Below are 25,080 nucleotides of genomic sequence, written 5' to 3'. Positions count from 1 at the left end.
TGCCGCCGATAATCGGGCGCGTATTTTAATACCGCGGGCGTATAGCACCTCAGGGCCTTGACCGGCCGGACACATGCCGCCCGGTCAATGGATCAGGCCAGTGTCGGCATCAATCGAGCGCGACGCGGCACCAGACGGCATCATGATCAGACAACGGGCGACCATTCTGATCAACCGAAGACAGCAGCCGACTCTCGGTCGCGCGCATATCGCGGGTGCAGAACCAGTCCAGCTTCATCTGCCGATCAGGATGCGGCGTGATGAGACTGGGGCGGGTGGTGACACCATCCGGGGTCGCGCTCCAGTCGTAGCCATGGGAACGGGCCAGATCGAACAGCGTCTCGCGCTGCCAGTCGAAATCAGGCGGCAGGTGATTGCCTGTATTCAGATCACCGCCAATCAGTACCGGCATATCCGGCGCAAATGCGTCGATGGCGCGGAGCAGCCTGTCAAACTGCTGATGCCTATGGGCTGCGTCGGCGTTGCTCTCCAGATGGGTGGAAACCACGCAGATCGGTCCAGCCTCAGTCGGTAGAACCGCGGCAATCGCCATGCGGCCACCAAGGCGCGGCTGGTCCGGGTCAGCCGGCACCTCATCCGAGGCGAACCAATGCCCGTGATCATCCAACCGGATCAGCGTCACCCGTTCCGGCGGGACCGCCGACAGGATGGCATTGCCGTGCCAGCCGAACAGATTGAAATCATCGGTGCAAAACGCCTGTTCGGTAGGCCCACCCAGATCCAGCTCGTGAAATTCCACACCAAAGACATAAGCCATGTCGAGTGCGGCAGCCATCTCCTTGGTGGTGTGGCGCTGACCGGTACGCGCCATGCCATGGTCGACCTCTGACAGCAGGACAACCTTCGGCGCCAGCGGGCGGATGTGGCCCGCGGTATCCTCAGGAAAAAGGCAGCGCTCGACGTTCCAGGCCACAACCGACACCGAGGAGGCCAGCGCCTCCAGATGACCCTTACCACCGCCTTGCAAGGCGGCCATCGCCGGCACCTCTGCCATGAGCGCGCGATGCGCCGCTGCAGTGCGCGGCGCTGCCTTGATCCGGGCCTGCATCTCGGGGGAAACCGGCGGCAGACTGTCCAGAACCTCGGTCATCTGCGTTTGCCGCTTTCTGCGTCAAACAGGCAGATCGCCGCCGGATCCACCGAGATCTGATGGGGTCCGGGATCAACCGGAATGTCCTTCAGGACGTGGATTGTGAACGGCTGCCCGCCGAGTTGACCATGCAGCAGGCGATGTGCGCCCAGTTCTTCGATCAGTTCAACGTTGATCGAAATACCACCTTCGCTGACCAGCTGCACATCCTCGGGGCGGATGCCGAGCTTGACGGCACCTGATGCGGCGCCATCCAGTGCCCCCATCGCCACACCATCCGGCAGGGTGACCTGACCATCGGAGATCGTGGCATCAACCAGGTTCATCGGTGGCGCGCCCATGAAGGAGGCGACAAAGACCGACGCCGGATTGTGATAGATCTCAGACGGGGTGCCAATCTGTTCGATCCGGCCACCGTTCAGGACAATGATGCGATCCGCCATGGTCATCGCCTCAACCTGATCGTGGGTCACGTAGATCGAGGTGACGCCCAGACGGCGTTGCAGGGCCTTGATCTCAATCCGCATCTGGTTGCGCAGCTTGGCATCAAGGTTCGACAGAGGTTCGTCAAACAGGAACAGCGCCGGATCGCGCACGATGGCGCGCCCCATGGCAACCCGCTGGCGCTGGCCGCCGGACAGCTGCGAGGGTTTGCGGTCCAGATATTCCTCAAGGTTCAACATCTTGGCGGCCTCGGCCACCTTCTGCTTGATCTCAGCCTCGGGGGTTTTGCGGTTCTTCAGGCCATAGGCGATGTTCTTGCGCACCGTCATATGCGGATAGAGCGCGTAGTTCTGGAACACCATCGCGATATCGCGATCCGCCGGATCGACATTGTTGACCACCCGGTCGCCGATTTCCAGCGTGCCTTCGGTGATATCCTCCAGACCGGCAATCATGCGCAGCAACGTGGATTTGCCGCAGCCCGATGGGCCGACCAGGACGACGAATTCGCCATCCTCGATCTTGAAGCTGGAGGAAGTGACGGCCTCGACCCCATTGGGGTAGACCTTGCGTACAGAATTCAGGGAAACCTGAGCCATTATTTGAAGTCCTTACTTATCGGATTCCGTCAGGCCCTTGACGAACCAGCTTTGGAAGAAAATGACGACTGCCACGGGCGGCAGGATGGCGATCACGGCGAGAAGATTTGCGCGACCGAATTCGGGGACATTGGTGCCTTCGAGGGTCTGGGTGATCTGTTTGATCCCCCGCACCAGCGTATACATGTCCTCTTCGGTGGTGATCATGGTGGGCCAGAGATACTGGTTCCAGCCAAAGACAAACATGATGATGAACATGGCCGCAATCATGGTCCGCGACAGCGGCACCAGAATATCGATGAAGAACTTCACCGGCCCAGCCCCATCAATGCGCGCAGCCTCGACCAGCTCTTCCGGCACAGATCGGAAAAACTGGCGGAAGAAGAAGGTTGCGGTTGCAGACGCAATCAACGGGATGATCAGACCCTGGTAGGTGTTGAGCATGCCCAGCTGCTGCACAACCTCATAGGACGGCAGAATACGGACCTCTAGCGGCAGCAGCAGCGTGGTGAAGATCACCCAGAATGCCAGCGTGGCAAACCGCAGGCGGAAATAGACGATGGCATAGGCCGCCATCATCGCAATCAGGATCTTCCCAAGCGCAAAGCCGATGCCGAGAACAAAGGAGTTGAACAGCATCCGCGTGCCGGTGTTGGCCCCGGAAAAGCCGGAGGCCTCGAACATCGCCTTGTTGAAGTTCTCGTCGAACTGGTCGCCGATCTTCAGCTGCGGTCCGTATTTGATGATATCCACATCCGGCACGGTTGTGGTCATCACCACCATGATCAGCGGCACCAGCATGAAGAGCGAGCCGAGGATCAGAACGGTGTGGTCGCCAACGGCCCCCCAGTTGATGGAGCGGCGCGGCGTTTGAACGGGTGTTTGGTCAGCCATGTCAGCCCCCTCAGGTATAGTGGATCCGACGGTCAATCAGCCGGAACTGGAAGACCGTAAGCGCGAGGACAAGAACCATCAGGATCACCGACTGTGCCGAGGAACCGCCAAGGTCATTGCCACGGAAACCATCGACATAAACCTTGTAAACAAGGGTCATCGGATTGTTGCCGGGCTCGCCCTTCACCAGTGTATCGACAATTCCGAAGGTGTCGAACAGGGCATAGGTAATATTGATGATCAGGAGGAAGAAGCCCGTCGGCGCAAGCAGCGGGAACGTCACATCCCAGAACCGGCTGGTCGCCGATCCGTTGTCGATCAGAGCCGCCTCACGTACGGAACGCGGGATGGATTGCAAACCGGACAGGAAGAAGATGAAGTTGACCGGAATCTGTTTCCAGACCGACACCAGAACCATCGCGGCTGCGGTATCGTTGAAGTTCACGCCCAGAACAAAGTCCCAGCCAAAGAAACCGGCAAGCCGCGTCAATGGTCCCCAGCTCTGGTCGAACATGATCAGACCAATGAAGCCGGCAACCGGCGGGGCGACCGCATAGACCCACATCAGAAGGGTCCTATAGGTGCGTGCGCCGCGCAAGACATTGTCCGCCTTCACCGCCAGCAACAGTGCAATCGCAAGCGAGAAGAAGGTCACCAAAACCGTAAATACAAGCGTGAAAACCGCAACGCGGCGATATTCACTGTTCCCCATAAGATCGGTGTAATTTTCCAGACCGACAAAGGTAGAGCCAAACCCGAACGGATCCTGCAGGTAAAAGGACGACTGGATTGCGTGCCAGGCGGGCCAATAGAAGAAAATAGCGATAATGACGAGCTGCGGCATCAGCAGCAGGATCGGCATCCACTTGGTCGAGAATCCGGCGCGTTTCACGGTGTGCCTCTTTGTTGTAATGCGTGACGGCCGCAGGGGCTGCGGCCGTCACAGGTAAGGGGGAATTCCCCGCGATTAGCCTTGGGTCTTGGCGAAACGGGCCAGCAGGTTGTTGGCTTCGGACTCAATCGCGTTGAAGGCGTCTTCAACCGAGGTTTCACCAGTCAGGATGCGACCGTATTCGCGGTTCATCACGTCACGGATCTGTACGTAGAAGCCCATGCGATAGCCCTTGGTGTTGTCACCAGCCGCCAGCGAAAGCTGCTGGATGCCGACCTCGGCCGCAGGGGCGCGGTCATAATGGCCGTCCGCCTTTGCCATCTCATATGCGGCTTCGGTGATCGGCACATAGCCGGTTTCTTTATGCCAGAAATACTGAACCTCGGCGGAGGTCAGGAAGTCGAAGAACGCAGCAGTTGCCTTGTTTTCTTCGGCATCATGGCCCGCCATGGCAAACAGCGAGGCGCCACCGATGAAGGTTTGCGTCGGCTCTGTTGTCACGGCTTCCCAATAGGGCAGCATGGTCGCGGAGAAATCAAACGGCAGGTCTTTCTTGCTCAGACCACCGAAGGAGCCGGAGGAGCCCAGCCACATCGCAACCTTGCCTTCTTCAAACGGCGTCTGGTTGTCGCCCCAACCTGTGCCGAACCATTCGAAGTAGCCGTTTTTCTGCCAGTCGGTGACAGCTGTGAAATGTGCCTTGATCGCGTCGTTGTTCACCAGGATCTGGGTGTCGACCCCATCATAGCCATTGTTGTTGGTGGCAAACGGCAGGTTGTGGCGCGAGTGGAAATTCTCGGTGAAGATCCAGGGCAGATGTGACTGCGACAGGGCGGTATAGCCTGCCTCTTTCAGCGCTGGTGCAGTGACGGTCTGGAACTCTTCCCAGGTCTTGGGCGCGGTAACGCCCGCTTTTTCCAGCGCCTGGATGTTGTAATACATGATCGGCGTGGAGGAGTTGAACGGCATGCCGATCATCTTGCCATCGCTGTCGGCGTAGAAATAGCGCACGCCGGCGATGTAATCGTTGATGTCGAATTCAACACCATTGTTGGCCAGCAGATCCTGAACCGGTATGGTCGCGCCCTTGGCGCCGATCACGGTTGCGGCGCCAGCATCAAACACCTGCATCACATTCGGCTGTTCGCCTGCGCGGAAGGCAGCGATACCTGCGGTCAGGGTCTCTTCATAGGTGCCCTTGAAGACCGGGGTGATCTTGTACTCATCCTGGCTCGCGTTGAAGTCGGATGCGATCTGGTTGACGGTGTCGCCCAGCGCTCCACCCATTGCGTGCCACCAGGTGATCTCGGTTTCGGCAAACGCAGCGTTTGCAGCAAAAGCCAGCGTCGCAGCGGTCGTAAACGTAATACGCTTCATCATCAGTCTCCGGTCTGCCGTTGCCCAATCGGGCCAACGATCCAATTGTCCAAGGCAGCCGAAAACGGCCACCGATGGTGTTTTTTGAAATGGCCTCCCCTGGGCCTGTGCGGCTCGCTGCGTCTTTCCGCCCTGTGTCTTTTGCCAGGAGCTTGTCCGTTGCACCAGAACTGCACACGTGTTCATATAGGGGCGCTATGTAACGGTTGTGTCAAGGGTTTCGGTGTCTCACAAAAAAAACATCACGCCCGAAAGGGACGACAGATGAAGCGACAAGGGTCAGCTGGCGGCAAACGCCAACCCCGGGTGACAGCCGCAGATGTGGCTGAAATCGCTGGCGTTTCGCGTTCGGCTGTTTCTCGGGCTTTCACCGAGGGCGCCTATCTGGATCAAGAAAAACGTGAACGGATCCTGCTGGCGGCACATGAACTCGGCTACCAGCCCAATGCGCTGGCCGCCAGTCTGCAGGGGGCGCGCTCCAATCTGGTTGCGGTTTTCGCCGGTGAGATGCGCAATGAATACGACAAGGAGGCGACCTCTGCCCTGATCGCCGGCCTGAATGCCGCGGGCAAATGGCCGGTGGTGATCGCCGGTGGTGGCGACCATGCCCGCGATGCGGTGACCCAGGTGCTCCGCTATCCGCTGGATGCGATGATCCTGCGTAGCGGCAGTCTTGCGACCGAAATCGTCGAACTCTGTAGCAAACTGCATATCCCGGTCATCGCCTCTGGCCGAATCATCGCAGCAGAGGGCGTCGACAACATCTGTCTGCGCAACCACGAAGCCGCACAGATGGCGGCGGATCTGTTTGCGCAACGCGGCCGTCGCCGGGTTGCGATGGTGGGCGGTCCGGGGGAATTCGGCGCGACCGCTGAACGCCGCAGCGGACTGCTTGCCGGGTTGACGGCCAAAGGCATCACACTGGCGGGTGAGATCACCGGAACCTACACCACCGAAAGTGGATATTTCGCCACCCGCAATCTGCTGGAACAGACGGATTTCGATGGGATATTCTGTGCCAATGATGCCATGGCCATCGGCGCACTCGGTGCGCTGCGGGATGCCGGTCGGGTGGTTCCCAAAGACGTCTCGGTGATCGGTTTTGATGACATCGAAATGGCCCGTTGGCCGACCATACGACTGACCACGTTGCGAAACCCGATTGACGGCATGGTTGCCGCCGTATTGCGCTGCCTGGAGCGGCGCTTGGATTACCCGCAGGCCCCCGAAGAAACGGTGAGGCTGGACGCAGAAATGATCCTGCGCGACACCCACTGACCAGGTCCATACAGCGGATAGGCTGAGACGACTGCCTACCCTGCTGCGGCGCCGGATTGAAAGCTGTACTGCGGCGAATACATTGCCTGCCAGCCGCCTTTCTCGGCCCACTGCTCAGCGGGCGGGTGCCGAGATATGTCACCGATCAGCCAGGGCACCAGGTCTCCGGCGCGGGCCAGTGATTGCACCTCCCGGCGTGTCAGAACAGGCAGAACACGAGGCCCATAAGCCTGCTCTACCGGATGGAGGATCAGCTGCGGCAGGCATTTAAACAGTCCCAGGCGATCTGCCGGGCCAAGCGTGGAGACCGCCATAGGGCCGGGATAAAACGTCTCGCTGGGGATTCCGTTCGACAGGATATTCTCGTGCTTTTTCAGTAGTACATGAACATAGGTAACCTGCGTCACCTCCCGTGCGAACGATGCAAATCCGGTTACCTGTGCCAGATGCTTGGCGCGCACATGCACCGGGCGCCCGCTACTGCGCTGTTTCATCAGGACGCAATGCTGAGGCGAAACAAGCAGCGCCCGCTCACCTCCAAAGGCGTCCGGGTCCAGTCGCACCGGCATCAGCGCCTCCGATAGGCGCTTGCGCGTGGCGGTGAACGACGATGCCCCAACCCATAGGATTTGCTGGGCACCCGCCCCCATTGTGCTGACACAATCACCGGGGCTGAGGTCTTCGACCCTGACGCGCCCGGTTGGCGTCTGGATCAGCGTCCCAGCCGTAAAACAGGGTATGCCCATCGCGTGCATTTCGGGCCCGTTGTCCACCTGCGACCGCTGCACCCCGACCAATGTGATGCTCTCCCCATTGGGGAAGGTCATGATCGCATCGCCGGTCCCGTCACCATTGGTATCGGTCACCACGACATCACCGATTTTGACTGGATCTCCAGCCAAATTGGTGAGCCCTGAAACATCCAGCTGATCAACCGTGGTCCCGTCACCGCTGTCGGTCAGATCGAAATCATAGATCAGATCGGATCCCGCCCCATCGGCCAACACCAGCTGATCGCGATCTGCATCCGCAGTCAGCCGAATGGTGTCGTCGCCAATGCCGCCAACAATCGTATCAGCACCAGCCCCGGCAACGATGGAATCGCTGCCGCTGCCGCCCTTGATGGAATCGGCACCCGCGCCGCCGGTTATGGTGTCGTCACCGCCTCGAGCATCTATATCGACCCCGGCACTATCCGCGCTGGCATTCACGACATCGGCCTGCTCGGTCAGGTTCAGACGCTCGATCTCCGAGAAACTGACCGTATCGGTTCCGTCGGTGATCGTCCCCATCTCGTCGCCGGTATAGGTCACAGTCACTGGCCCGGTCAGGCTCGACATGGAAAGCGTATCGCTGTCGTTGCCCCCTTCACCACCATCAATGGTGTCGTTGCCGAAGCCATCCTGGAGAAGGATGAGGTCCGCGTCGTCCCCGGCATCTATGCTGTCAGCGCCGGTTCCGCCCGCAATGGTGTCATTCCCGGCACCGCCATAGATGACGTCTGCGCCGGCACCGCCAATGATGCTGTCGCCCGAGGTATCCGTGTCACCCGGCAGAGCATAGTCGGCATCTACCCGGGTTGCGGTGACGTTTGAGTAGCCGACAACAACACTATCAAGCGAAATACTCTCGATCGTCTTGCTGGTTAGAAGAACGTTCTCGGCGTTGTTCGAGGCTTCCGGCATCATGTAGACGTGGCCGTCCGTGGTCTGGATGACCACAGCCGTGAACGTCCCGGTGGTGCCGTCGGTGAACGTTACCGTTGCGTTATAGACCATGCCGGTGTCGACGAGCTTGTCTACACCGTTGATATTGATCGTTTCCGGCGCGGCTTCGTCATCGAAGTCGATGCGCGTATTCGCATTATCGTCTGACGCGATGGCAGTCTGGAAGTTGTTATATAGCTCTGCCCCCGCGCTCCCGTATGTCCCCAGTAGAGCGTTCGGGTTTTCGTTGGCGGCGTTCCCCTCGACGCTGTCGACCTCGGACGCCGTCCCAAGATGAATGACCGTGTAGGTGTTCCCTGCGGTATTGCTTCCGCCGACCGAGGTTGCCGGGTTTTCACCCCCGTAGATCGTGTCGTCGCCCAAACCCCCATCGATGGTGTCAGACCCTGTGCCGCCGTAGATGAGGTCGTTGTCGTCCTGACCAAAGAGCCTGTCGGCCCCGGCGCCGCCGTCAACCGTGTCGGCCCCTACCCCGGCCCAGACAAGATCGTCGCCTGCGCCGCCGTCGACCACATCCGCTCCCGCGCCGGTCGATATCGTGTCATCACCAGCCCCACCCGTAACACTGTTGGCACCGCTGCCGGTTTGCACGTTGAGCGCCGAAGTCGCCGCAGAGCCGTCCAGCGTGTCGTCTCCCGAATGGAGATAGAACCGCTCAAACTCCCAGAAATAGGCCGTCTGCCCCGCAAATGTGACGGTTCCGTCCCCATCGCCGGTAAAGGTGACGTTGACATCAACACCCGCATAATCGCCGTAGACCTCAAGCATATCGCCCAGGGTCTCTCCGGTTTCGCCACCGTAGAGCGATTCGCCATCCATGTTGTCATAGATTGCAACCCAGTCATCGCCGCCCTCACCGTAGAAGGTGTCATTGCCGGTATCGGTATCGTAGTTATCGTTCCCCTCGCCGCCGAAGATAATGTCATCGCCCGAGGAGCCGGTCAGGTAGTCATCACCATCACCGCCATAGATAACATTGTCATTGGCGTCGCCGTTGATTGCGTCATTACCCGATGTGCCCGACATCGAATTGGCAGGGATCGTCGTCGCATTGCCGGATCCGCTGGTCGTGTACCAAGTATCTGGAACAAAATAGACATTCCCGTCACTTCCATAGTGATAGGTGCCAGTGTCACTGATGTTTGAGTAGGTCTGACCGTCGCCCTGATAGACACCGCTCCAGGTCCAGCTGCCAGTCCCGATGACGTCGGCTGAAGTAAAGTTGGATTGGTTCGCAGAAATCCCGTCGCCGGCATCCAGTGTGCCGTCGCCAAGAGTGACAAGATACCCAACCGTCATGGCCAGCCTCCGAGTCTACCGTTCCTCGAGTGCGCGCCGGTGGGCCTGCCGCGTCTCGACGGGTGCATCAGGTTAGGCTGTTATGGTTGAAACAAAATGAATACAGGGCTTGCAACGGTCCGAAAATCGATACTGCTTTGTAAAATATATTAAAATTTAAATAGTATTTGCCTCTTATCCATTCTGATTTGACGAGCACCAGAGGCATTCAGCACGGATATCGCAGCTGAACAGAGCGAGACTACAACCGTAGAGCGCGCCTCCCCTCGGTCTTCACCTAAAGACGAATATGCCGCGAGGTATCAGTTGGCCACACCGAAACGCCGATTGTGGCCGGAGAAGCCAGACCCTCAAAAGCATCAAAATATGTGGAAAAATGGCTGGGGTGGTAGGATTCGAACCTACGATCTTCAGTACCAAAAACTGTTGCCTTACCACTTGGCCACACCCCATCGGTGAGCGGGTGTCTAATGCCAGATTTCAGCAGGTGCAAGAGGGTTTTTGGAAAAAAATGCAGTTTTCATGCTTCCCTTTGGCTGGTCTGTTCTGACCCGGAAATACTCAGCTCTGGTGCTGGGTTTCTCAATCTCTTCCGGTCCTTACAAGGATGGAGCCGGCGCGATGCCCCCGTTCGACGGCGTGATGCGCCTTGGCGGTGTCGACCAGATCGAAAACCTCAGCGATGGGCAGATGCAACGCCCCAGCGGCTGCGGCATGTTCGATACGTTTGATCGCTGCACGGCGGGCCACGGGCGGCAGCAGATAGACCAGCATCATCTCCAGCGTCACCGATTTGAACATCAACGGGTAGAACGGCAGCTGCGGTGTCATCTGCTGCGCCGACCCATAGGCCGTTATCCGACCATTTGGTGCAATGACCTCGGTGTCGACGGCACAGTTCGCACCAAACTCAACCTCGACGATATGGTCGACGTGGCGACCATCATTTGCCGCCAGGATCTGCTCTGCCAGGTCCCCGTCGGCATAGGCCAGGGTGGCGTCAGCTCCGGCCTGCCGGACCCGGTCCGCCGCGTGAGATGCGCAGGTCGCGATCACCCGCGCCCCGCCCCATCTGGCCAGCTGCACGGCCAATAGGCCAACGGTGCCGGCACCGCCCTGAACGAGCACCGTCCGATCGGTGACATCCCCACCCGAGAACACCGCATGAGCAGCCGTTAGCGCCGGGATTCCCAGAGCCGCGCCCTGTTTCAGGTCAAGCCCTTCCGGCAGCGGAACAGCCTGCTCAGCCGGCAGCGTTATGGAGGTGGCGGCGGTCCCGAACGGCCGCTGCCACTGGCCGTTCCAGATCCAGACGGCCTCCCCGATACGCGCCGGATCGACACCCTCGCCGACCTCCGCAATCACGCCCGACCCGTCACTATGGGGAATGATCACCGGATAGGGCAGCTCAGTCACTCCAGCGCGGGCGCCGGCCCTCGCCTTCACGTCAGAGGGGTTTACGCCGGAATAGGTCAGTTCCACACGCAGCTCACCTGGCCCCGGTGCGATATCGGGCAGGTCTTCCAGCTGCAGGACGGTTTCTGCCGCTCCAAACGCGCGATAGGTGACTGCCTTCATGATAGGGACCTCTTCGTACTGGCGAGCGCGATGCACACCCTCTGCTGCCCCCGTAGATGAGCGAAGACACGGCAGGCCTGCAAGCCCCCGCGTCTCCACCGCTCTCACCGGGTCGATGGTCCGCCCGATGGATTTTTACCGCTCAGGCAGGCACACCCGCGGACCGCAGCGCCTTGCTCCAATCCTTGCCGAAGGGGGCATTGGATGCCGCGTGATCTTTTTCGTAACGTGCAATGTTGAACCCCGGCTGCACGGTGAGCAGCGATTTCACGACATCCCGCGCCTTGTCCGATTGCCCCAATGCCTGCAGGGCGATGGCTTTGGTCCGTAACGTTGCCGGGAAGGTCGGGTTGGCCTGCAAGGACCGGTCTGCCAGGTTGACTGCACGCTCGTAATTCTGCGCGCCCAGATTGGCCGTCGCCGAATATGAATCGAAGTAATAGCGCTGCGGTCCCAGCGGAGAGAGCCGCCGTGCGGCATCCGTCAGCCTTACCGCATCCTCCGGCTGGTTCTGATAGGCAAGGGTTGTGCCCTTCAGCAGCAATGCCAATGCTTCGTTCGGATTGTCCTTCAGTGCGAGGTCATAGGAATCCTGCGCCAGATCGAACCGGAACATCAGGTGGCTGGCGATCAGCCCCCGCACCGTCAGTGCCAGAGAGAACGTCGGATCCTGGGCGAGCGCCGCTGCCACCAGCTGGTTGGCGAGATGCGCGTCAAGCTGACGATCCGTGGAGAAACCTTTCTGCACGCGCATCACATGCCACATCGCCATCCACGTCAGGGCAACCGGGTGCTGCACTTCACGTTCCAGCAGGACTGCGAGGATTTCCTGCGCCTGGTTGAACTGCGGCATCTGCATGTCCTGCATCAGCGCGATCGCCGCCATCAGCAAGGTATGGCTATCGTGTTTGGACAGTGGCCTGAAGCCAACCAAACGCACCGCTTCACCGACCACGGTCCAGCCGATCTGCGCGGTAACATCTCGCAAAGCCATGCTGCACCCATTGGTCAGCATCGCGAGGGTTTCGGTGAAGTCTCGCGACCAGATGACCCGCTCCCGCTCGGCGTCATGCAGGTCAACCTGCAAACGGTAGGTCTGGCCCGTAACATTGACGGTCCCCGATACAAGATAGCTGGCACCCGCCATCGAATAGACTTCGCTAGGGCGGATCTGATGCGGATCGAACTGCCGCGACGCCAGATATGACGTGACGCAAAAGGCATGGCTGCGCGACAGGTGGCGCACCAACTCCTCCGAGAGCAATGCCCCAAGCGGAGATTTTGCATCCCCCGGCGCGCGGTGCACAAACGGCAGAACGGCGATCGGCGGCAACAGGCTGTCCAATACGGCGCGGCTGTAGTCACGCAGCATGCCCGTGGCGGCCCGATTGCGGGCATCGGCACGCGTCAGCTCATTGCGCTGTTGTTCCAACCAGACCGCAAATGTCGTTTCATGCGGCAGCTCAAAGCCTTCCATGAAATCGCCCTTGGCAGGGTCTGCATCTACTTCGATTTTCGACAGATCCAGGACCACGCGCTCTCGATTGGCGGACAGAAAGGACGCACATTCGCTTCCAAGATGCCGACGGAGAGTCGAGAGCGCGGTTCGCAAACTGGCCTTCGCCTGCTCTGGCTGGGCCAGACTCCACAGGGTACGCTCCAAAAACGCTCGTGTTCGCACACCGCCTTCTGCAGTAGACAAAAGTGCCAACAGTGCCTGGTGCTTTGAGCCGAGGAGAAGACTGTCTCCGTCGGGCAGAAAAACTCCAAACGCGCCAAAATGGCGAATTCTAAGTTTATTTTCCATATCCCAAACCCATTACCTCTAGCAATACAACCGGAACCTATAAACCCCAACTCCGACCGAATTGATTACCCACTCATTAACCATCTCACAAGAATCAATAAAAGTCATCACAAATAATACAACCTAAAGGATTTCATCATGTTTGAATAACGCACACTTGTGGAGTATTCCCTCCAACATCCAAACCACTGATCGGCATCCAGCTATTGACCACGGCTGAATGAGACGACAGCCGCAATATATTGTCTCCTCCAGATGGAGAAACTGCACATCCGGTGTCAGGACAGCAGAACCGCGCAGGCGGAATAGCCGTCACATCCGGCGCCGTTCTCTAACAGTCATTGATCGGGAGGCCGGATATGGATGCGAAATAATGCACCCTATGATTGTTTGGTTAATTTTCAGATATAAACCGATACCCGCTGCCGACAGTATCGACACGACCCACGCCACCATTCGGTAGGTGATACCCTACAACCATCAGCTGCTCAGATGACAGCCGCTGCAACAGCTTTTGCCGCATCCTGGCCGCGGGGGCCGGGAGTTGATCGGATGCGATTTCCCAGCCCGGCTCGGAGAAGCTGACATGTGCATTGGTGATCGCATCACCCAGCACCATCACGTTATCCGTCCCACCTGAGATTTCAAACGACATATGGCCGGGTGAATGGCCAAAGGTCGCGTGTGCAGCAACACCCGGCAGGATCTCGGCGCCATCATCGAACAGGGTGATACCATCGGCAAGGATCTCCAGACGTCGGCGTGCGCCAACCGCCATGGACTCACGCGCCGCGCCGATTGACCCCACGGTTGCAGGATCAAACCAGTAGTCCCATTCCTTGCGCCCCATCATATGTTGAGCGTTGCTAAAGAGCGGTTCGTCAAAATCATCCAGAACACCCCAGAGATGGTCAGGATGGCAATGCGTGAACACCACATGCGTGACATCCTCCGGGCTGATCCCCACGGCAGCTAGCGCATCGGGCAGCTGTCCAGTCCCATCCTGAAAGGCGGGCCCCGCACCGGTATCAAACAGAATGATGTGATCCTTGTCGCGCAACAGCGTGACATTCACCTCCGGTGTGAGCGGCTCATCAGGAGACATCCCATGCTCCGCAAGGACACGCGCAAGCGCAGATGGCTCCAGATCCCCATACAGAAAAGAGGGTGGCAACTGCATTCGGCCATCTGAGAGGCTGAGCAGCTCCGCTGCGCCGAGCGACACTCTGGTTTCCGCCCAAACACGCCCGAAGGGCACCAGCGCGAGCCCGGCCCCCAACCCCTGCACAAAATGCCGTCTTGTTACTGCCATGGTTCAACTCCCTCTTCCGCAAGAGGAATAATATTCAAATATGTGCATAAAATGAAGCCCAATACGCCGGATAGAGGGCCTGATCCAAGAATAGCAGAAACCGACAGATAGAAACCTGTCGGCTTTTTCCCTTTTGTTTTCGAGGCGGTCGCCTATTTCCGGCTCAGCTCTTTCCAGACGCCATTCTCTACCACCGAGATGACAATGACATCGGCGCCCCTATGGTCATCCGGCCCGTAGGTGATCTGGGTATCGGTCAAGGCATCAAAGAAATCGAGGCTTTCCATCCCCTTGATAAAGCTTTCATGAGTCAGATCGGGGCCTGCGGCCTCCAGCGCATTCACCACGGTATTGGCTGCACTATACCCGAGCATGGCAAAGCCACCGGCGGGCTGGCCGAACTTTGCTTCGTAATCCGCCATAAACTTCGCCGGAACGTCGTCCTCAGCCCGCGCGATCAGGTCAGCCCAGCCAGCCGCAGCATAGAGACCCTCCGTTACGCCGCCGGGCACCGCCGCCACCACCTCAAGAAAACCGGCGGAGGTGTTGAGGAATTTCGCCTCGGTCCAGCCCAGTTTCTTGGCGGTGCCAACCACGGTAATCCCCTGCCGCACGCCAAGAGCCATGGTGATGATATCGCATCCTTCGGACTTCAGCTTCGTCAACGAACCGACAAAGTCCAGCTCATCCGGCTTATGGGTCGTCTCGGCAGCGAAACTCAGCCCTAGTTCGGCAGCAACATCCTGGCTGCCCTCCTTGATCTCCTTGCCGAAATCCGACGGGATATACATCGAGCAGACTTCTTTCGCATCGAATTCTTCCGCCAGATAGGTCACACCGGCGCGGACCTGATCGTAATAGCTGGAAAACCCGATGAACTTATTGTCGATCGGCTCCTGCAACATCTGACGCGCAGCGGTCAGCGGGCTGATATTGGGAATGCCTTTCGGATCCAGCAATTTGAACCCTGCGATATTCATGGGTGTTCCCAACGACAGGAGCATTGCAAAGACCTGATCGCGATTCAGAAGCTTATTGTAGCCCTGCATGGCCCGCGGAATCTGATAGCCATTGTCTTCGACCACGAAACGAATTTGGCGGCCGTGAATGCCGCCATTGGCATTGGCCTCGTCAAACCGCAAATTGGCGCCATTTACGGCCGGCACACCAACAGCGGCAAATATTCCACTTAGGTCATTGACCGAGCCGAGCACAATTTCACTGTCGCTCACTCCTTGGGTCTGCGCCATCGCCTGAGGCGCAAGCCCCGCCGCCAGTGCGGCCCCGATAAAGCCCGCTGTCCATCTCTTCATCTGCGCTTACTCCCTTGTGTCCCCCGGCGCGGATGCGCCTGTTTGTCAGTACATCTGGTCGATCAGGTTCTTGTGCTTTTTCTCGACCAGCCCACGTTTCAACTTCATGGTCGCGGTCAGCTCGTCATCCTCGGCCGTGAGCAGAACGTTGATCAGACGGAAATCCTTGATCTGCTCGACACGCGCGAAATCACGGTTGACCGCATCGACCTCACCCCGGATCAGATCAACCACCGGTTCCGCAGCACAGAGCGAGGCAAAATCACTAAACGGGATTTTCCGATCCTGCGCAAATTTCTCGACGTTTTCCTGATCAATCATGATCAGGCAGGTCAGGAATTTGCGCCGGTCACCGATCACCACTGCGTCGGAAATATAGTGGCTGAACTTTAACCGGCTTTCGATTTCAGCCGGTGTGATATTCTTGCCGCCAGCGGTGATAATGATGTCCTTGATCCGCCCGGTGATGGTCAGGAACCCATCTTCGTCCAGCCGCCCGACATCGCCAGTGCGCAGCCAGCCGTCCTCGGTATAGGTCTCAGCCGTTTTTTCAGGCTTGCGCCAATATCCCTGGAAATTGTTGAGCCCCCAGAGCTGAATTTCCCCATCCGCCGCGATACGAATATCAACGCCCGGCACGGCCTGGCCAACAGTGCCCGGCCGATGCGACAACACCCGGTTTGCCGCGGTAAGTCCTGCGTTTTCGGTCATCCCGTAGCCCTCGATCAGCGGCACGCCAATCGACCAATACCAACGCAGCAGTTCAGGCGAAATCGGTGCCGCCCCGGTGCCGCCCCGGCGCAGCCGGTCCAGCCCGAGCATTCGGCGCAGATTACGCAGAACCAGCATATCCCAGATCCGATAGCGCAGGGCGATACCCGCAGGGACGGGTTTTGCGGCCAGCACATACTCGGCCCGCGCAGCCCCCGCAGCGACCGCCCGACCAAAGGCCCAGCGCCCCAGCCAGGTCGCCTCCTGCGCCAGGACCAGAACGCGGGAATAGACTTTTTCCCAGACACGCGGCACCGCAAAGAAGGTGGCCGGCGACACTTCCTGCATATTGTCGAAAACGGTTTCCGGGCTTTCGGCGAAATTGACCGTACTGCCGGCCGCCATTGGCAGGTAGACGGAGACGTTGCGCTCAAGGATATGGCAGAGCGGCAGGAAACAGAGCTGCTCATCCGTGGCGTAGCATTCCAGTGCACGCGCGCCTGACTCCATCGTCGCGAGGATGTTCTCGTGACTCAACATGGCGCCCTTGGGCAGGCCAGTGGTGCCCGACGTATAGATCAGCAGCGCGGTTTCATCTGGCCGCGACCGGGCCACCGCGTCCTCGAAAGCGGTTGGATTTGCCATCTTGAAGGCCGCGCCCTGATCATAAAGCTGATCGAGAAACAGGCATCTGTCATGCTCCAGATCATGCAGCCCGTCGCGCTCCAGAATGATAACCCAGCGCAGATGCGGGACCTCGGCTTCGATCTCCAGGAACTTGTCCAGCTGCTCGTCGTTTTCCACCACCAGAAACCGGCTGCCGCTGTCATTGATCAAATAGGCCAGCTGCTGGGCGGAATCTGTCGTATAGACGCCAGACGCAATGGCCCCGGCGCCCTGGATGCCCATATCGAGATAGAGCCATTCCTTGCGGTCTTCGCTCAGGATCGAAACAACTTCACCTCGCTCAAGCCCCAGCGCCATCAGGCCCAGGCCGATCTTTTCCGCATGGTCCCAGTAGTCCTGCCAGGAATAGGCCTTCCAGATGCCCATATCCTTTTCGCGATGAGCCGTCCGTTTGCCCAGTTGATGACAGCGCAGCGAAAACAATTTTGCCACGGTATCGCAGCCATCGACCATGACGGGCCGCTGCCCCGGCGTGGCATTGTAGCTGGCGCCGTTCAGTTCAACCTGAGGAAGCGGGGCCGCATCGCCGCCCGCCTGTGTTGTTATGTCTGCCGCCGACGCTGTCTGTGTCACCGCTGTCCTCGCATCCATTCAGGTCCCTAGTTGATCTCAGTCGCGCCGATCAGCGCCATGTCTTCTTGCGCTTCCAGCGTTTCTCGCTGCGCTGCCCGGCCTCCTGATGGCCGAGGTAAAACGCTTTGATATCCTCGCTGTCCATCAGCCGGTCGGCGCTGCCATCCATGACGATACGCCCGATTTCCATGACATAGCCGACATGCGCCAACTCCAGCGCAATCCGCGCGTTCTGTTCCACCAGCATCATGGTCACCCCCTCATCGCGGTTCAGCCGCTTCAGGATGCCAAAGATTTCCTGTACCAGCAGTGGCGACAGGCCAAGGCTTGGTTCATCCAGAAGCATGATGCGCGGACGGAGCATCAACCCACGCCCGATCGCCAGCATCTGCTGCTGACCGCCTGACAGTGTGCCAGCCTCCTGATGGCGCCGCTCAGCCAGGATGGGGAAATAGTCAAACACCATCTGACGGTCGCGCTCGATCTCAGCCTGATCACGGCGGGTATAGGCCCCGAGGGTCAGGTTTTCGTCAACGCTGACCAACGGAAAGACCTCGCGCCCCTCGGGCACATGTACGATGCCCCGGCGGACGATCCGATGCGGTTCCTCACCTTGGATTTCTTCGCCGTCGAAGCTGACCGTGCCCTTCTCAGGATCCATGATACCCGAAATCGTCTTCAGCAGGGTAGATTTTCCAGCGCCATTGGCGCCCAGAACCGTGACGATCTGCCCGGCCTGAACCGATAGCGAAACACCGCGAATGGCCATGATCGGCCCGTAGAAACTCTCAAGATTGCGAATGTCCAGCAAGGCCGCGCCCATCACACCGCCCCCGCGCCCAGATAGGCTTCGATAACAGCCGGGTCGGCCTGCACTTCAGCCGGGGTGCCTTCGGCCAGTTTCGCGCCATCGGCGAGGGCCAGAACCCGGTCCGACACGCTGGACACCAGACCCATGTCGTGTTCCACCATCAGGACAGTGATCCCCATCTGTTTGCGGATATCGTCGATCCACCAGCGCATATCCTGGGTTTCCTCCACCGACAGGCCGGAGGCGGGTTCATCCAGCAGCAAAAGCCGCGGCCCCGAGGCCAATGCACGGCCAAGCTCAACAACCTTGCGGATGCCATAGGGCAACCCGGCAATCATCTTGTTGCGGTAGGCTTGCAGATCCAGGAAATCGATGACCTCCTCAACAGCAGCCCGGTGCAACCGTTCCTCGCGCCGGACACGTGGCGCAAAAAACAGCTCTTCGATCAGGGTGGTGCGCCGATGACGATGCCGACCGACCAGCAGGTTCTGCAGCACCGTCGCATGATCGAACAACTCGATATTCTGAAACGTCCGCGCAATGCCCAGATCCGCCACCGCATCCGCGTTGCACTGCAACAGGTCACGCCCATCAAAGCGGAACTGGCCGGAATGTGGTTGGTAGAACCTGGAAATCAGGTTGAATACGGTGGACTTCCCCGCCCCATTTGGCCCGACGATGGCATAGACCTCACCTTCCTCAACCGAGAAGCTGAGATCATTCACCGCCACAACGCCACCGAATTTCAACGTGGCATGTTCAATCTCCAACAGGCTCATCTGAGGCGCTCCGTCTTGAGATAGGATTTCTGACGCCGGAACATATCCTTGCGTGCGAAGGGGAACAGCTCAAACCAGATGCGAATCTTCAGCCAGCGTCCATAGAGGCCCATCGGCTCAAACAGAATGAACAGGATCAGGATCATGCCAAAGACGCCGGTTTCCAGACCCGGAATGGCAACCCCGCTGCCGAGCACGCTGTCTTTCAGGATCGACAGCCCCTGCGGCAGAAAGGCGACCACCACCGCGCCAAAAAACGCGCCATGTATTGATCCCAGCCCGCCAATCACGATCATCATCAGCAGCGTAATCGAGATCACCAGAGAGAAGGTCTCATTGTTAAAGGCACCGGCGTAATAGCCCATCAACGCCCCGGCCCAACCGGTGATCATGCAGCTTAGCCCAAAGGCGGTTGCCTTGGTCCGGGCGATATGTACGCCCATCGCGGTGGCGCTGACTTCACTGTCGCGCACCGCTGCAAAGGCCCGGCCAAGCGGTGACCGTAATAGATTGCGGTAAAACAGCGTTGAAATCACCGTGACACCAAGAACCAGATAGTAAAAGCGCACCGGCATGGTCCAGCGTTCAATCTCGATCCCAAATAAACGGATCACGTCAGGAAATTTGCCCGACACACCACCGGTCCAGGGTTCAAGCAGAACGATGATGTCATCGGCCAGGATCGACAGGGCAATGGTAGCAATCGCCAGATAGATCCCGTGCAATCGCAGGGCCGGAATGGCGATGATGGCCCCAACAACCCCGGTCAGGACCCCTGCCAGCGGGAACGCCAGAACAAAGGGCACCCCCTGTTCAATCAGGATGGTATTGGCATAGCAGCCAATCGCCAGAAACGCAGCATGGCCAAGGCTGGCCTGTCCCGTCTGGCCGGTCAGCAGCATCAGCCCCAGCCCGGCAATCGCCCAGATCAGAACATTGGTGACCTCGCCGATGTAGAATTCGTTGATCAGCAGTGGCAAAGCCAGCGCCAGCACAATCAACGCACCATAAACCAGCAGGCTATGACGGTCAGGAAACAGGCGGATGTCGTGGTCGTAGCTGGTTTTGAACTGAATCCGCATCGCCTTATACCTTCTTTGTGCGCACTTGGCTGAACAGACCATGCGGACGGAAGACCAGCACCGCCAGCAACAGCACGTAAGGGGCAATCTGCGAATAGCCAGCCGCCAGGTAACGCGCGGCAAAAGGTTCGATAACGCCGACGATCAACCCGCCCGCCAACGCACCCGGAAGCGAGCCGAAGCCACCGATCACCGCCGCAGCAAAGGCCTTGATGCCCAGCAGCCCGGCATTTGGATCAATCGCGCCCTTCGACGCAAAGAGGATGCCCGCAACAGCCGCCGTCGCTCCCGAGAGCCCCCAGATGAGCCCCTGCACCCGCCTGACCGGAATGCCCATGAAATAGGCCGCCATCTGGTTTTGGCTGGCCGCCTGCATGGCCAGACCCAGCTTGGTGCGCTGAAAGAACTGGTAGAGCGACCAGGTCAACAGCACCGTGACAACAATCACCGCTATATCGGCCAGCCCCAGAACGACGCCGGCAAGCTGTACATCTCCCAGCGCCAGCGGACTCTCAAGCGTCTGTGGCTCATGGCCCCAGATCGCACCGGCAAAGAAGCGGATGACAAAGCCCAGCGCGATCGTCAGGATGACAACCGCCGTCTGGTTCTGCCCAAAGAGATGACGCAGGATCAGCAGGTCAAGCAGATACCCAAGCCCGGCCATGATTGCGATCGACAGCGGTGCCGCGACCCAGAAGGGTAAGTCCAGATATTCAGCATTGGTCAGTCCCAGCGTAACGAAGGCGCCAAGCATCATGAAATCGCCCTGAGCGAAATTGACCGCCTCGGTCGCCTTGTAGATCAACACGAAGCCAAGCGCGATCAGACCGTAAACACAGCCGTTCGCGAGCCCGCTGACCAGCAGCTGCACTCCGTCCAAATTGTCCTCCCCCACCCGTTCAAGGCGGCTTTTCTTTTTGCGCAGGTCCTATGCGTTTCAGACCTCCTCAAGCCAAAACGCCGCTGCGATTAAACCCAGAGTAGAGAGGTTGAAATTCACCTGTCAATCCGCGCGACACTGCGTCAGCGCCAGAAAAACAGGCTACCGCATTCGAAAAATGCCTCTACCATTCGCGGCGCAATCTTGGGCCGAACCGGTGCGCGAGGTGACCAGTCAGCCGCAGACGCTCTTTAGCGCAGCGCAGAATCTCGCGGCCGCTGCCGACAAGCGGTGCTCACTCCGCAGGCAGAGCCCGACCGGCCCAAGAGTGCTGTCAGTGTCCAGTGGCAGCTCTACCAGGGCGCCGCTGGCGAGGTCAGATTTCACCACCCCATGGCTGATGATCCAGACCGCCTGATGTGCCAATGTGAACTGGCGCCCAAACGTCGACGAGACTGTTTCAATGGCGGCCTCAGGCATCGAAATGCCCTGTTCCAAGAACATGCGTTCAACCGAAGGGCGAATAATTGACTTCGGCGGCGGCATCAAAACCGGAAACGCACCGAACAGCGCATAGGGGAGATCCTGCGGTGCCAGCTCCGTCAGCGGATGGCCCGGTGCGACGACCACGGTTACCCGCTCACGGAACAGCGGATCGAAATCCAAGCCCACCATATTTTCGGGTGCCGGTAGTCGCCCTACGACCACATCCAGCTCTCCGCGCCGCAACAGATCCAGCAGATGCTGATTGTCTCCCGACATGACGGAAAACCGGTTGCGCGCGCCCTGCGTCCAGATATTGGCCAGCGCCTCCGGGACAACGGTTGCCGAGACCGTCGGCAAAGCCCCAATCGCGACCTTGGATCCTGCGGCCTCGTCCAGCCCACGTAGCAATTCGACACCGTCGCGTGTCAGGGCCAGACTGCGCCCCGCATAGTCCCTGAACATCTCACCATAGCTGGAGAGTCGAATGCCGCGACCGTGTTTCTCGACCAAAGGTTTATCGCAGACGGCTTCCAATTCGCGCAGCGCCCGCGTCACTGCCGGCTGGGTCATGCCCAGGCGCTCCGCCGCTTGGGTCACGCTCATCTTTCTGGCAACCTCGACAAAGACCTCCAGATGGCGGAGCTTCAGCTGAGATGAAAGGCGCATATCATTTTCGACATAAAAATATCCACACAAGGGGATTATACAGACCATTTACGATATGAGATAAGGGATAATCCATGGAGGAGCATATGCACAAGCCGCAGTATGACGCAGGGATGAAGGTTCGTCGCGAGGTATTGGGCGAAGCCCATGTGGCCCGCGCAGATGCTGCGACAACAGCGCTGGATGCGCCTTTCCAATCCCTGATTACCGAAGCAGCCTGGGGGACAGTCTGGGCCTCTGAGCAGATCAGCCGACGCGAACGCTCGATGCTGACGCTAGCCCTTCTTGCGGCGCTCGGCAATTTCGATGAGATCCCGATGCACATCCGTGCAACCGCAAATACCGGCGCAACACCCGAAGATATTGCTGAAGTTTTCCAACATGTTGCCATCTACGCGGGGGTGCCGCGCGCCAATCATGCGCTGAAGCTCGCCAAGAGAACCTATGCCGAAATGGCCGCCGAAGAACGAGGCGACGCCACCCCCGCAGGAGACAGCTGTGACGCCCCCTGATTATTTTACCCGCGACCGCCGCTGGCACCCTCCTGCCTTCACGCCGGACTACAAAACCTCGGTCAGCCGATCCCCCCGATTGCCGCTGCTCAGCCTCGAAAACACTGCCAGCGAAATCACCGGCCCGACGTTTGCGCCCAGCGATATCGCGCCCGGAGACAATGACCTTCTGACCAATTTCGCCCACGATGGCGGCAGTCCGATCGGCGAGCGCATATTGCTGCATGGGCGTGTTCTGGACGAAAACGCACGTCCCGTTCCCAATACACTGGTCGAGATCTGGCAAGCCAATGCCTCGGGCCGCTACCGCCATAAAAAGGACGGCTATCTGGGTGCATTGGACCCCAATTTTGGCGGCTGCGGTCGTGTTCTGACCGATGATCAGGGCGCCTATGCCTTTCGCACAGTGAAACCGGGGGCCTACCCCTGGCGCAATAGCATAAACGACTGGCGGCCTGCACATATACACGTTTCGGTGTTTGGCCGCGCCTTTGCGCAGCGGCTGATCACCCAGCTCTACTTCGAGGGCGATCCGCTGATTGCCCGCTGCCCTATCGTTAGCACCATCCCCGATCCCGCCGCCGTTCAGCAACTGATTGCGCGGCTCGACATGAACGAGACGCTGCCGTTTGACATGATTGCCTATCGCTTTGATATCGTGCTGCGCGGGCGTCGCTCTACCCTGTTTGAAAACCGGCCGGAGGGGAACTGATGGTGCCGCCACTGAAGGAAACCCCGTCTCAGACCGCAGGCCCCTATGTGCATATAGGCCTAGCGCCCGGTGCCGCCGGGTTTGAAATCTATGCGGCCGAGCTGGGTCAGGATATCGCCGGGCCTAATGCCAGGGGCCAGCGCATTCGGGTTCAAGGCCGGGTCTTCGATGGCACCGGCGCAGCTCTGAAGGACGTTTTAATCGAGGTCTGGCAGGCCAATGCCGACGGGCGCTATCCGCATCCGGAGACTCCAACATCCGATGATGCGCGCGGGCCCGTCGAACCCGGTTTTCGTGGCTGGGGCCGCGCGATTTCTGATTTCGACACCGGGGACTGGCAGTTCGAGACCGTGAAACCGGGAGGTGTCTGCGGGCGTGATGGGAAGACCATGGCACCACATATCAACCTCTGGATCGTGGCGCGTGGCATCAACATCGGGCTGAATACCCGGCTCTACTTCGACGATGAGCCGGAGGCCAACGCCAGCGATCCCACCATGGCGCTGATCGAGCAGACCGAGCGGCAAAAAACCCTGATCGCCCGCCGCAAGGATCACGGCAGGGCGGACGATGCGCAGGCACCCGTGACCTATCGCTTTGACATTCACCTGCAAGGGCCGGACGAAACCGTGTTCTTCGATATCTGAGGGCTGATCATGACCAATCCCTGTATCATCTGCGTCGCGATAACCGGCTCTGTGCCGCGCAAGGCCCATAACCCGGCCGTGCCGATCACTGTTTCCGAACAGGTAGAGAGCACACAGGAAGCCTATGAAGCCGGTGCCAGCATCGCCCATTGCCACGTCCGCCAGGACGACGAAACACCAACCTCCGATCCCGACAGGTTTGCTGAACTGATGGACGGGATCCGGCGGCACTGTCCCGACATGATTGTCCAACTCTCTACCGGCGGCCGCTCCGGCGCTGGTCGCGAACGCGGCGGAATGCTGTCTCTTCGGCCTGATATGGCTTCGCTCTCGGTGGGCTCCAATAATTTTCCAACCCGCGTCTACGAGAACCCGCCGGATCTGGTCGATTGGCTGGCTGCGCAGATGCAGGCCTACGACGTGAAACCGGAAATTGAGGCCTTTGACCTCTCCCATATTCATCAGGCGGTGGCGATGTCGCGTGACGGCCGGTTGAAGGCCCCACTCTACGTCCAGTTTGTACTGGGCGTGAAGAATGCAATGCCGGTGGATCGTGATGTGTTTGACTACTACGTCGAGACCATGCAGCGCCTTGCCCCGGATGCGCAGTGGTGCGCGGCCGGGATCGGAGCCGGACAGATCGAGGTCAACGAATGGGCCATCGCGGCAGGCGGGCACACCCGTACCGGGCTGGAAGATAATCTGCGACTGGACCGACATACGCTTGCCCCCTCCAATGCCGCACTGGTGCGCCGGACGGCGGATCTGTGCGAACGCTACGGGCGACCCGTTGCTACCGCTCATCAGGCCCGCAGCATTCTGGGCCTGCGCGCAGCCAACGGCTGCAACGGGGCGACCGGCTATCACCTATCAGCGCAGCAATAGGCCGACCCAAGACACCTC

The 25,080-nt window shown here is 59.2% G+C and carries 21 protein-coding genes and 1 tRNA gene; 5 read left to right on the top strand and 17 right to left on the bottom strand.

Going from position 1 to position 25,080, the window contains the following annotated elements:
- Nucleotides 1-109 precede the first annotated feature (109 nt).
- The 5 genes from VXL81_RS10515 to VXL81_RS10495 all read right to left on the bottom strand — a co-directional run bounded on the left by VXL81_RS10515 (nucleotide 110) and on the right by VXL81_RS10495 (nucleotide 5,317).
- The gene (locus VXL81_RS10515; protein ID WP_416554148.1) at nucleotides 110-1,111 is read right to left on the bottom strand and encodes an endonuclease/exonuclease/phosphatase family protein; all 1,002 of its coding nucleotides are present in this window, start codon (nucleotides 1,109-1,111) and stop codon (nucleotides 110-112) included.
- A complete protein-coding gene (locus VXL81_RS10510; RefSeq protein WP_340544184.1) occupies nucleotides 1,108-2,154 on the bottom strand; it encodes an ABC transporter ATP-binding protein in 1,047 nt (348 codons plus the stop codon). The genes VXL81_RS10515 and VXL81_RS10510 overlap by 4 nt, the downstream gene beginning before the upstream one ends.
- 12 nt (nucleotides 2,155-2,166) lie before the next feature.
- Nucleotides 2,167-3,048, bottom strand: a complete 882-nt coding sequence (locus VXL81_RS10505) for an ABC transporter permease subunit (RefSeq protein WP_416536387.1) — start codon at nucleotides 3,046-3,048, stop codon at nucleotides 2,167-2,169.
- A gap of 10 nt (nucleotides 3,049-3,058) precedes the next feature.
- Nucleotides 3,059-3,940, bottom strand: coding sequence for an ABC transporter permease subunit (locus tag VXL81_RS10500; RefSeq protein ID WP_340544181.1), 882 nt, complete (start codon nucleotides 3,938-3,940; stop codon nucleotides 3,059-3,061).
- A 75-nt stretch (nucleotides 3,941-4,015) separates the two neighbouring features.
- On the bottom strand, nucleotides 4,016-5,317 hold the full coding sequence (locus VXL81_RS10495) for an extracellular solute-binding protein (protein WP_416545636.1): 1,302 nt from the start codon (nucleotides 5,315-5,317) through the stop codon (nucleotides 4,016-4,018).
- Nucleotides 5,318-5,581: 264 nt separating this feature from the next.
- Between VXL81_RS10495 and VXL81_RS10490 the strand changes: the two genes are divergently transcribed.
- The gene (locus VXL81_RS10490; RefSeq protein ID WP_416536385.1) at nucleotides 5,582-6,595 is read left to right on the top strand and encodes a LacI family DNA-binding transcriptional regulator; all 1,014 of its coding nucleotides are present in this window, start codon (nucleotides 5,582-5,584) and stop codon (nucleotides 6,593-6,595) included.
- A 35-nt stretch (nucleotides 6,596-6,630) separates the two neighbouring features.
- On the opposite strand, the gene VXL81_RS10485 is transcribed toward VXL81_RS10490, so the two are convergent.
- The 12 genes from VXL81_RS10485 to pcaQ form a co-directional block, all read right to left on the bottom strand.
- Nucleotides 6,631-9,621 (bottom strand): Hint domain-containing protein, encoded by a 2,991-nt coding sequence (locus VXL81_RS10485; protein ID WP_416554146.1) that lies wholly within the window; start codon nucleotides 9,619-9,621, stop codon nucleotides 6,631-6,633.
- 377 nt (nucleotides 9,622-9,998) lie between these two features.
- Nucleotides 9,999-10,073 (bottom strand) — tRNA-Gln (locus VXL81_RS10480).
- A 130-nt stretch (nucleotides 10,074-10,203) separates the two neighbouring features.
- Nucleotides 10,204-11,199, bottom strand: coding sequence for an NADPH:quinone reductase (locus tag VXL81_RS10475; RefSeq protein ID WP_416537145.1), 996 nt, complete (start codon nucleotides 11,197-11,199; stop codon nucleotides 10,204-10,206).
- A 142-nt stretch (nucleotides 11,200-11,341) separates the two neighbouring features.
- Entirely contained in the window at nucleotides 11,342-13,006 is a 1,665-nt protein-coding gene (locus VXL81_RS10470) for a tetratricopeptide repeat protein (RefSeq protein WP_340544173.1), read from the bottom strand.
- Nucleotides 13,007-13,400: 394 nt separating this feature from the next.
- Nucleotides 13,401-14,318, bottom strand: coding sequence for an MBL fold metallo-hydrolase (locus tag VXL81_RS10465; RefSeq protein WP_416543405.1), 918 nt, complete (start codon nucleotides 14,316-14,318; stop codon nucleotides 13,401-13,403).
- A gap of 152 nt (nucleotides 14,319-14,470) precedes the next feature.
- A complete protein-coding gene (locus VXL81_RS10460; protein ID WP_416536374.1) occupies nucleotides 14,471-15,631 on the bottom strand; it encodes an ABC transporter substrate-binding protein in 1,161 nt (386 codons plus the stop codon).
- 45 nt (nucleotides 15,632-15,676) lie between these two features.
- Nucleotides 15,677-17,620, bottom strand: coding sequence for an AMP-dependent synthetase/ligase (locus VXL81_RS10455; RefSeq protein WP_416543406.1), 1,944 nt, complete (start codon nucleotides 17,618-17,620; stop codon nucleotides 15,677-15,679).
- 31 nt (nucleotides 17,621-17,651) lie between these two features.
- A complete protein-coding gene (locus VXL81_RS10450) occupies nucleotides 17,652-18,425 on the bottom strand; it encodes an ABC transporter ATP-binding protein (protein ID WP_416554144.1) in 774 nt (257 codons plus the stop codon).
- A complete protein-coding gene (locus VXL81_RS10445) occupies nucleotides 18,425-19,192 on the bottom strand; it encodes an ABC transporter ATP-binding protein (RefSeq protein WP_340544166.1) in 768 nt (255 codons plus the stop codon). The genes VXL81_RS10450 and VXL81_RS10445 overlap by 1 nt, the downstream gene beginning before the upstream one ends.
- The gene (locus VXL81_RS10440) at nucleotides 19,189-20,274 is read right to left on the bottom strand and encodes a branched-chain amino acid ABC transporter permease (protein WP_260082436.1); all 1,086 of its coding nucleotides are present in this window, start codon (nucleotides 20,272-20,274) and stop codon (nucleotides 19,189-19,191) included. Before VXL81_RS10440 ends, VXL81_RS10445 begins: the two co-directional genes overlap by 4 nt.
- 4 nt (nucleotides 20,275-20,278) lie before the next feature.
- Complete coding sequence (locus VXL81_RS10435; RefSeq protein ID WP_340544161.1) at nucleotides 20,279-21,154, bottom strand: branched-chain amino acid ABC transporter permease; 876 nt, start codon at nucleotides 21,152-21,154, stop codon at nucleotides 20,279-20,281.
- Nucleotides 21,155-21,388: 234 nt separating this feature from the next.
- Entirely contained in the window at nucleotides 21,389-22,306 is a 918-nt protein-coding gene (gene pcaQ / locus VXL81_RS10430) for a pca operon transcription factor PcaQ (RefSeq protein WP_416537140.1), read from the bottom strand.
- A gap of 86 nt (nucleotides 22,307-22,392) precedes the next feature.
- Here pcaQ and pcaC point away from each other — a divergent pair, with 86 nt between their 5' ends.
- The 4 genes from pcaC to VXL81_RS10410 are packed head-to-tail and all read left to right on the top strand — an operon-like array spanning nucleotide 22,393 to nucleotide 25,062.
- Nucleotides 22,393-22,818: a 4-carboxymuconolactone decarboxylase gene (gene pcaC / locus VXL81_RS10425; RefSeq protein ID WP_416536371.1), complete on the top strand. Its 426-nt coding sequence runs from the start codon at nucleotides 22,393-22,395 to the stop codon at nucleotides 22,816-22,818.
- The gene (pcaH, locus tag VXL81_RS10420) at nucleotides 22,805-23,530 is read left to right on the top strand and encodes a protocatechuate 3,4-dioxygenase subunit beta (protein ID WP_416554142.1); all 726 of its coding nucleotides are present in this window, start codon (nucleotides 22,805-22,807) and stop codon (nucleotides 23,528-23,530) included. Before pcaC ends, pcaH begins: the two co-directional genes overlap by 14 nt.
- A complete protein-coding gene (pcaG, locus tag VXL81_RS10415; RefSeq protein ID WP_416554140.1) occupies nucleotides 23,530-24,177 on the top strand; it encodes a protocatechuate 3,4-dioxygenase subunit alpha in 648 nt (215 codons plus the stop codon). The genes pcaH and pcaG overlap by 1 nt, the downstream gene beginning before the upstream one ends.
- A gap of 9 nt (nucleotides 24,178-24,186) precedes the next feature.
- Nucleotides 24,187-25,062, top strand: coding sequence for a 3-keto-5-aminohexanoate cleavage protein (locus VXL81_RS10410; protein WP_416554138.1), 876 nt, complete (start codon nucleotides 24,187-24,189; stop codon nucleotides 25,060-25,062).
- Nucleotides 25,063-25,080 lie beyond the last annotated feature (18 nt).

Origin of the sequence: Phaeobacter sp. JH204B, from assembly GCF_048055755.1 — a bacterium.
Lineage (GTDB): Bacteria > Pseudomonadota > Alphaproteobacteria > Rhodobacterales > Rhodobacteraceae > Phaeobacter > Phaeobacter bryozoorum.
Note: the sequence above shows the minus strand (reverse complement) of the source record. Positions and strands in the feature narration are given on the sequence as shown.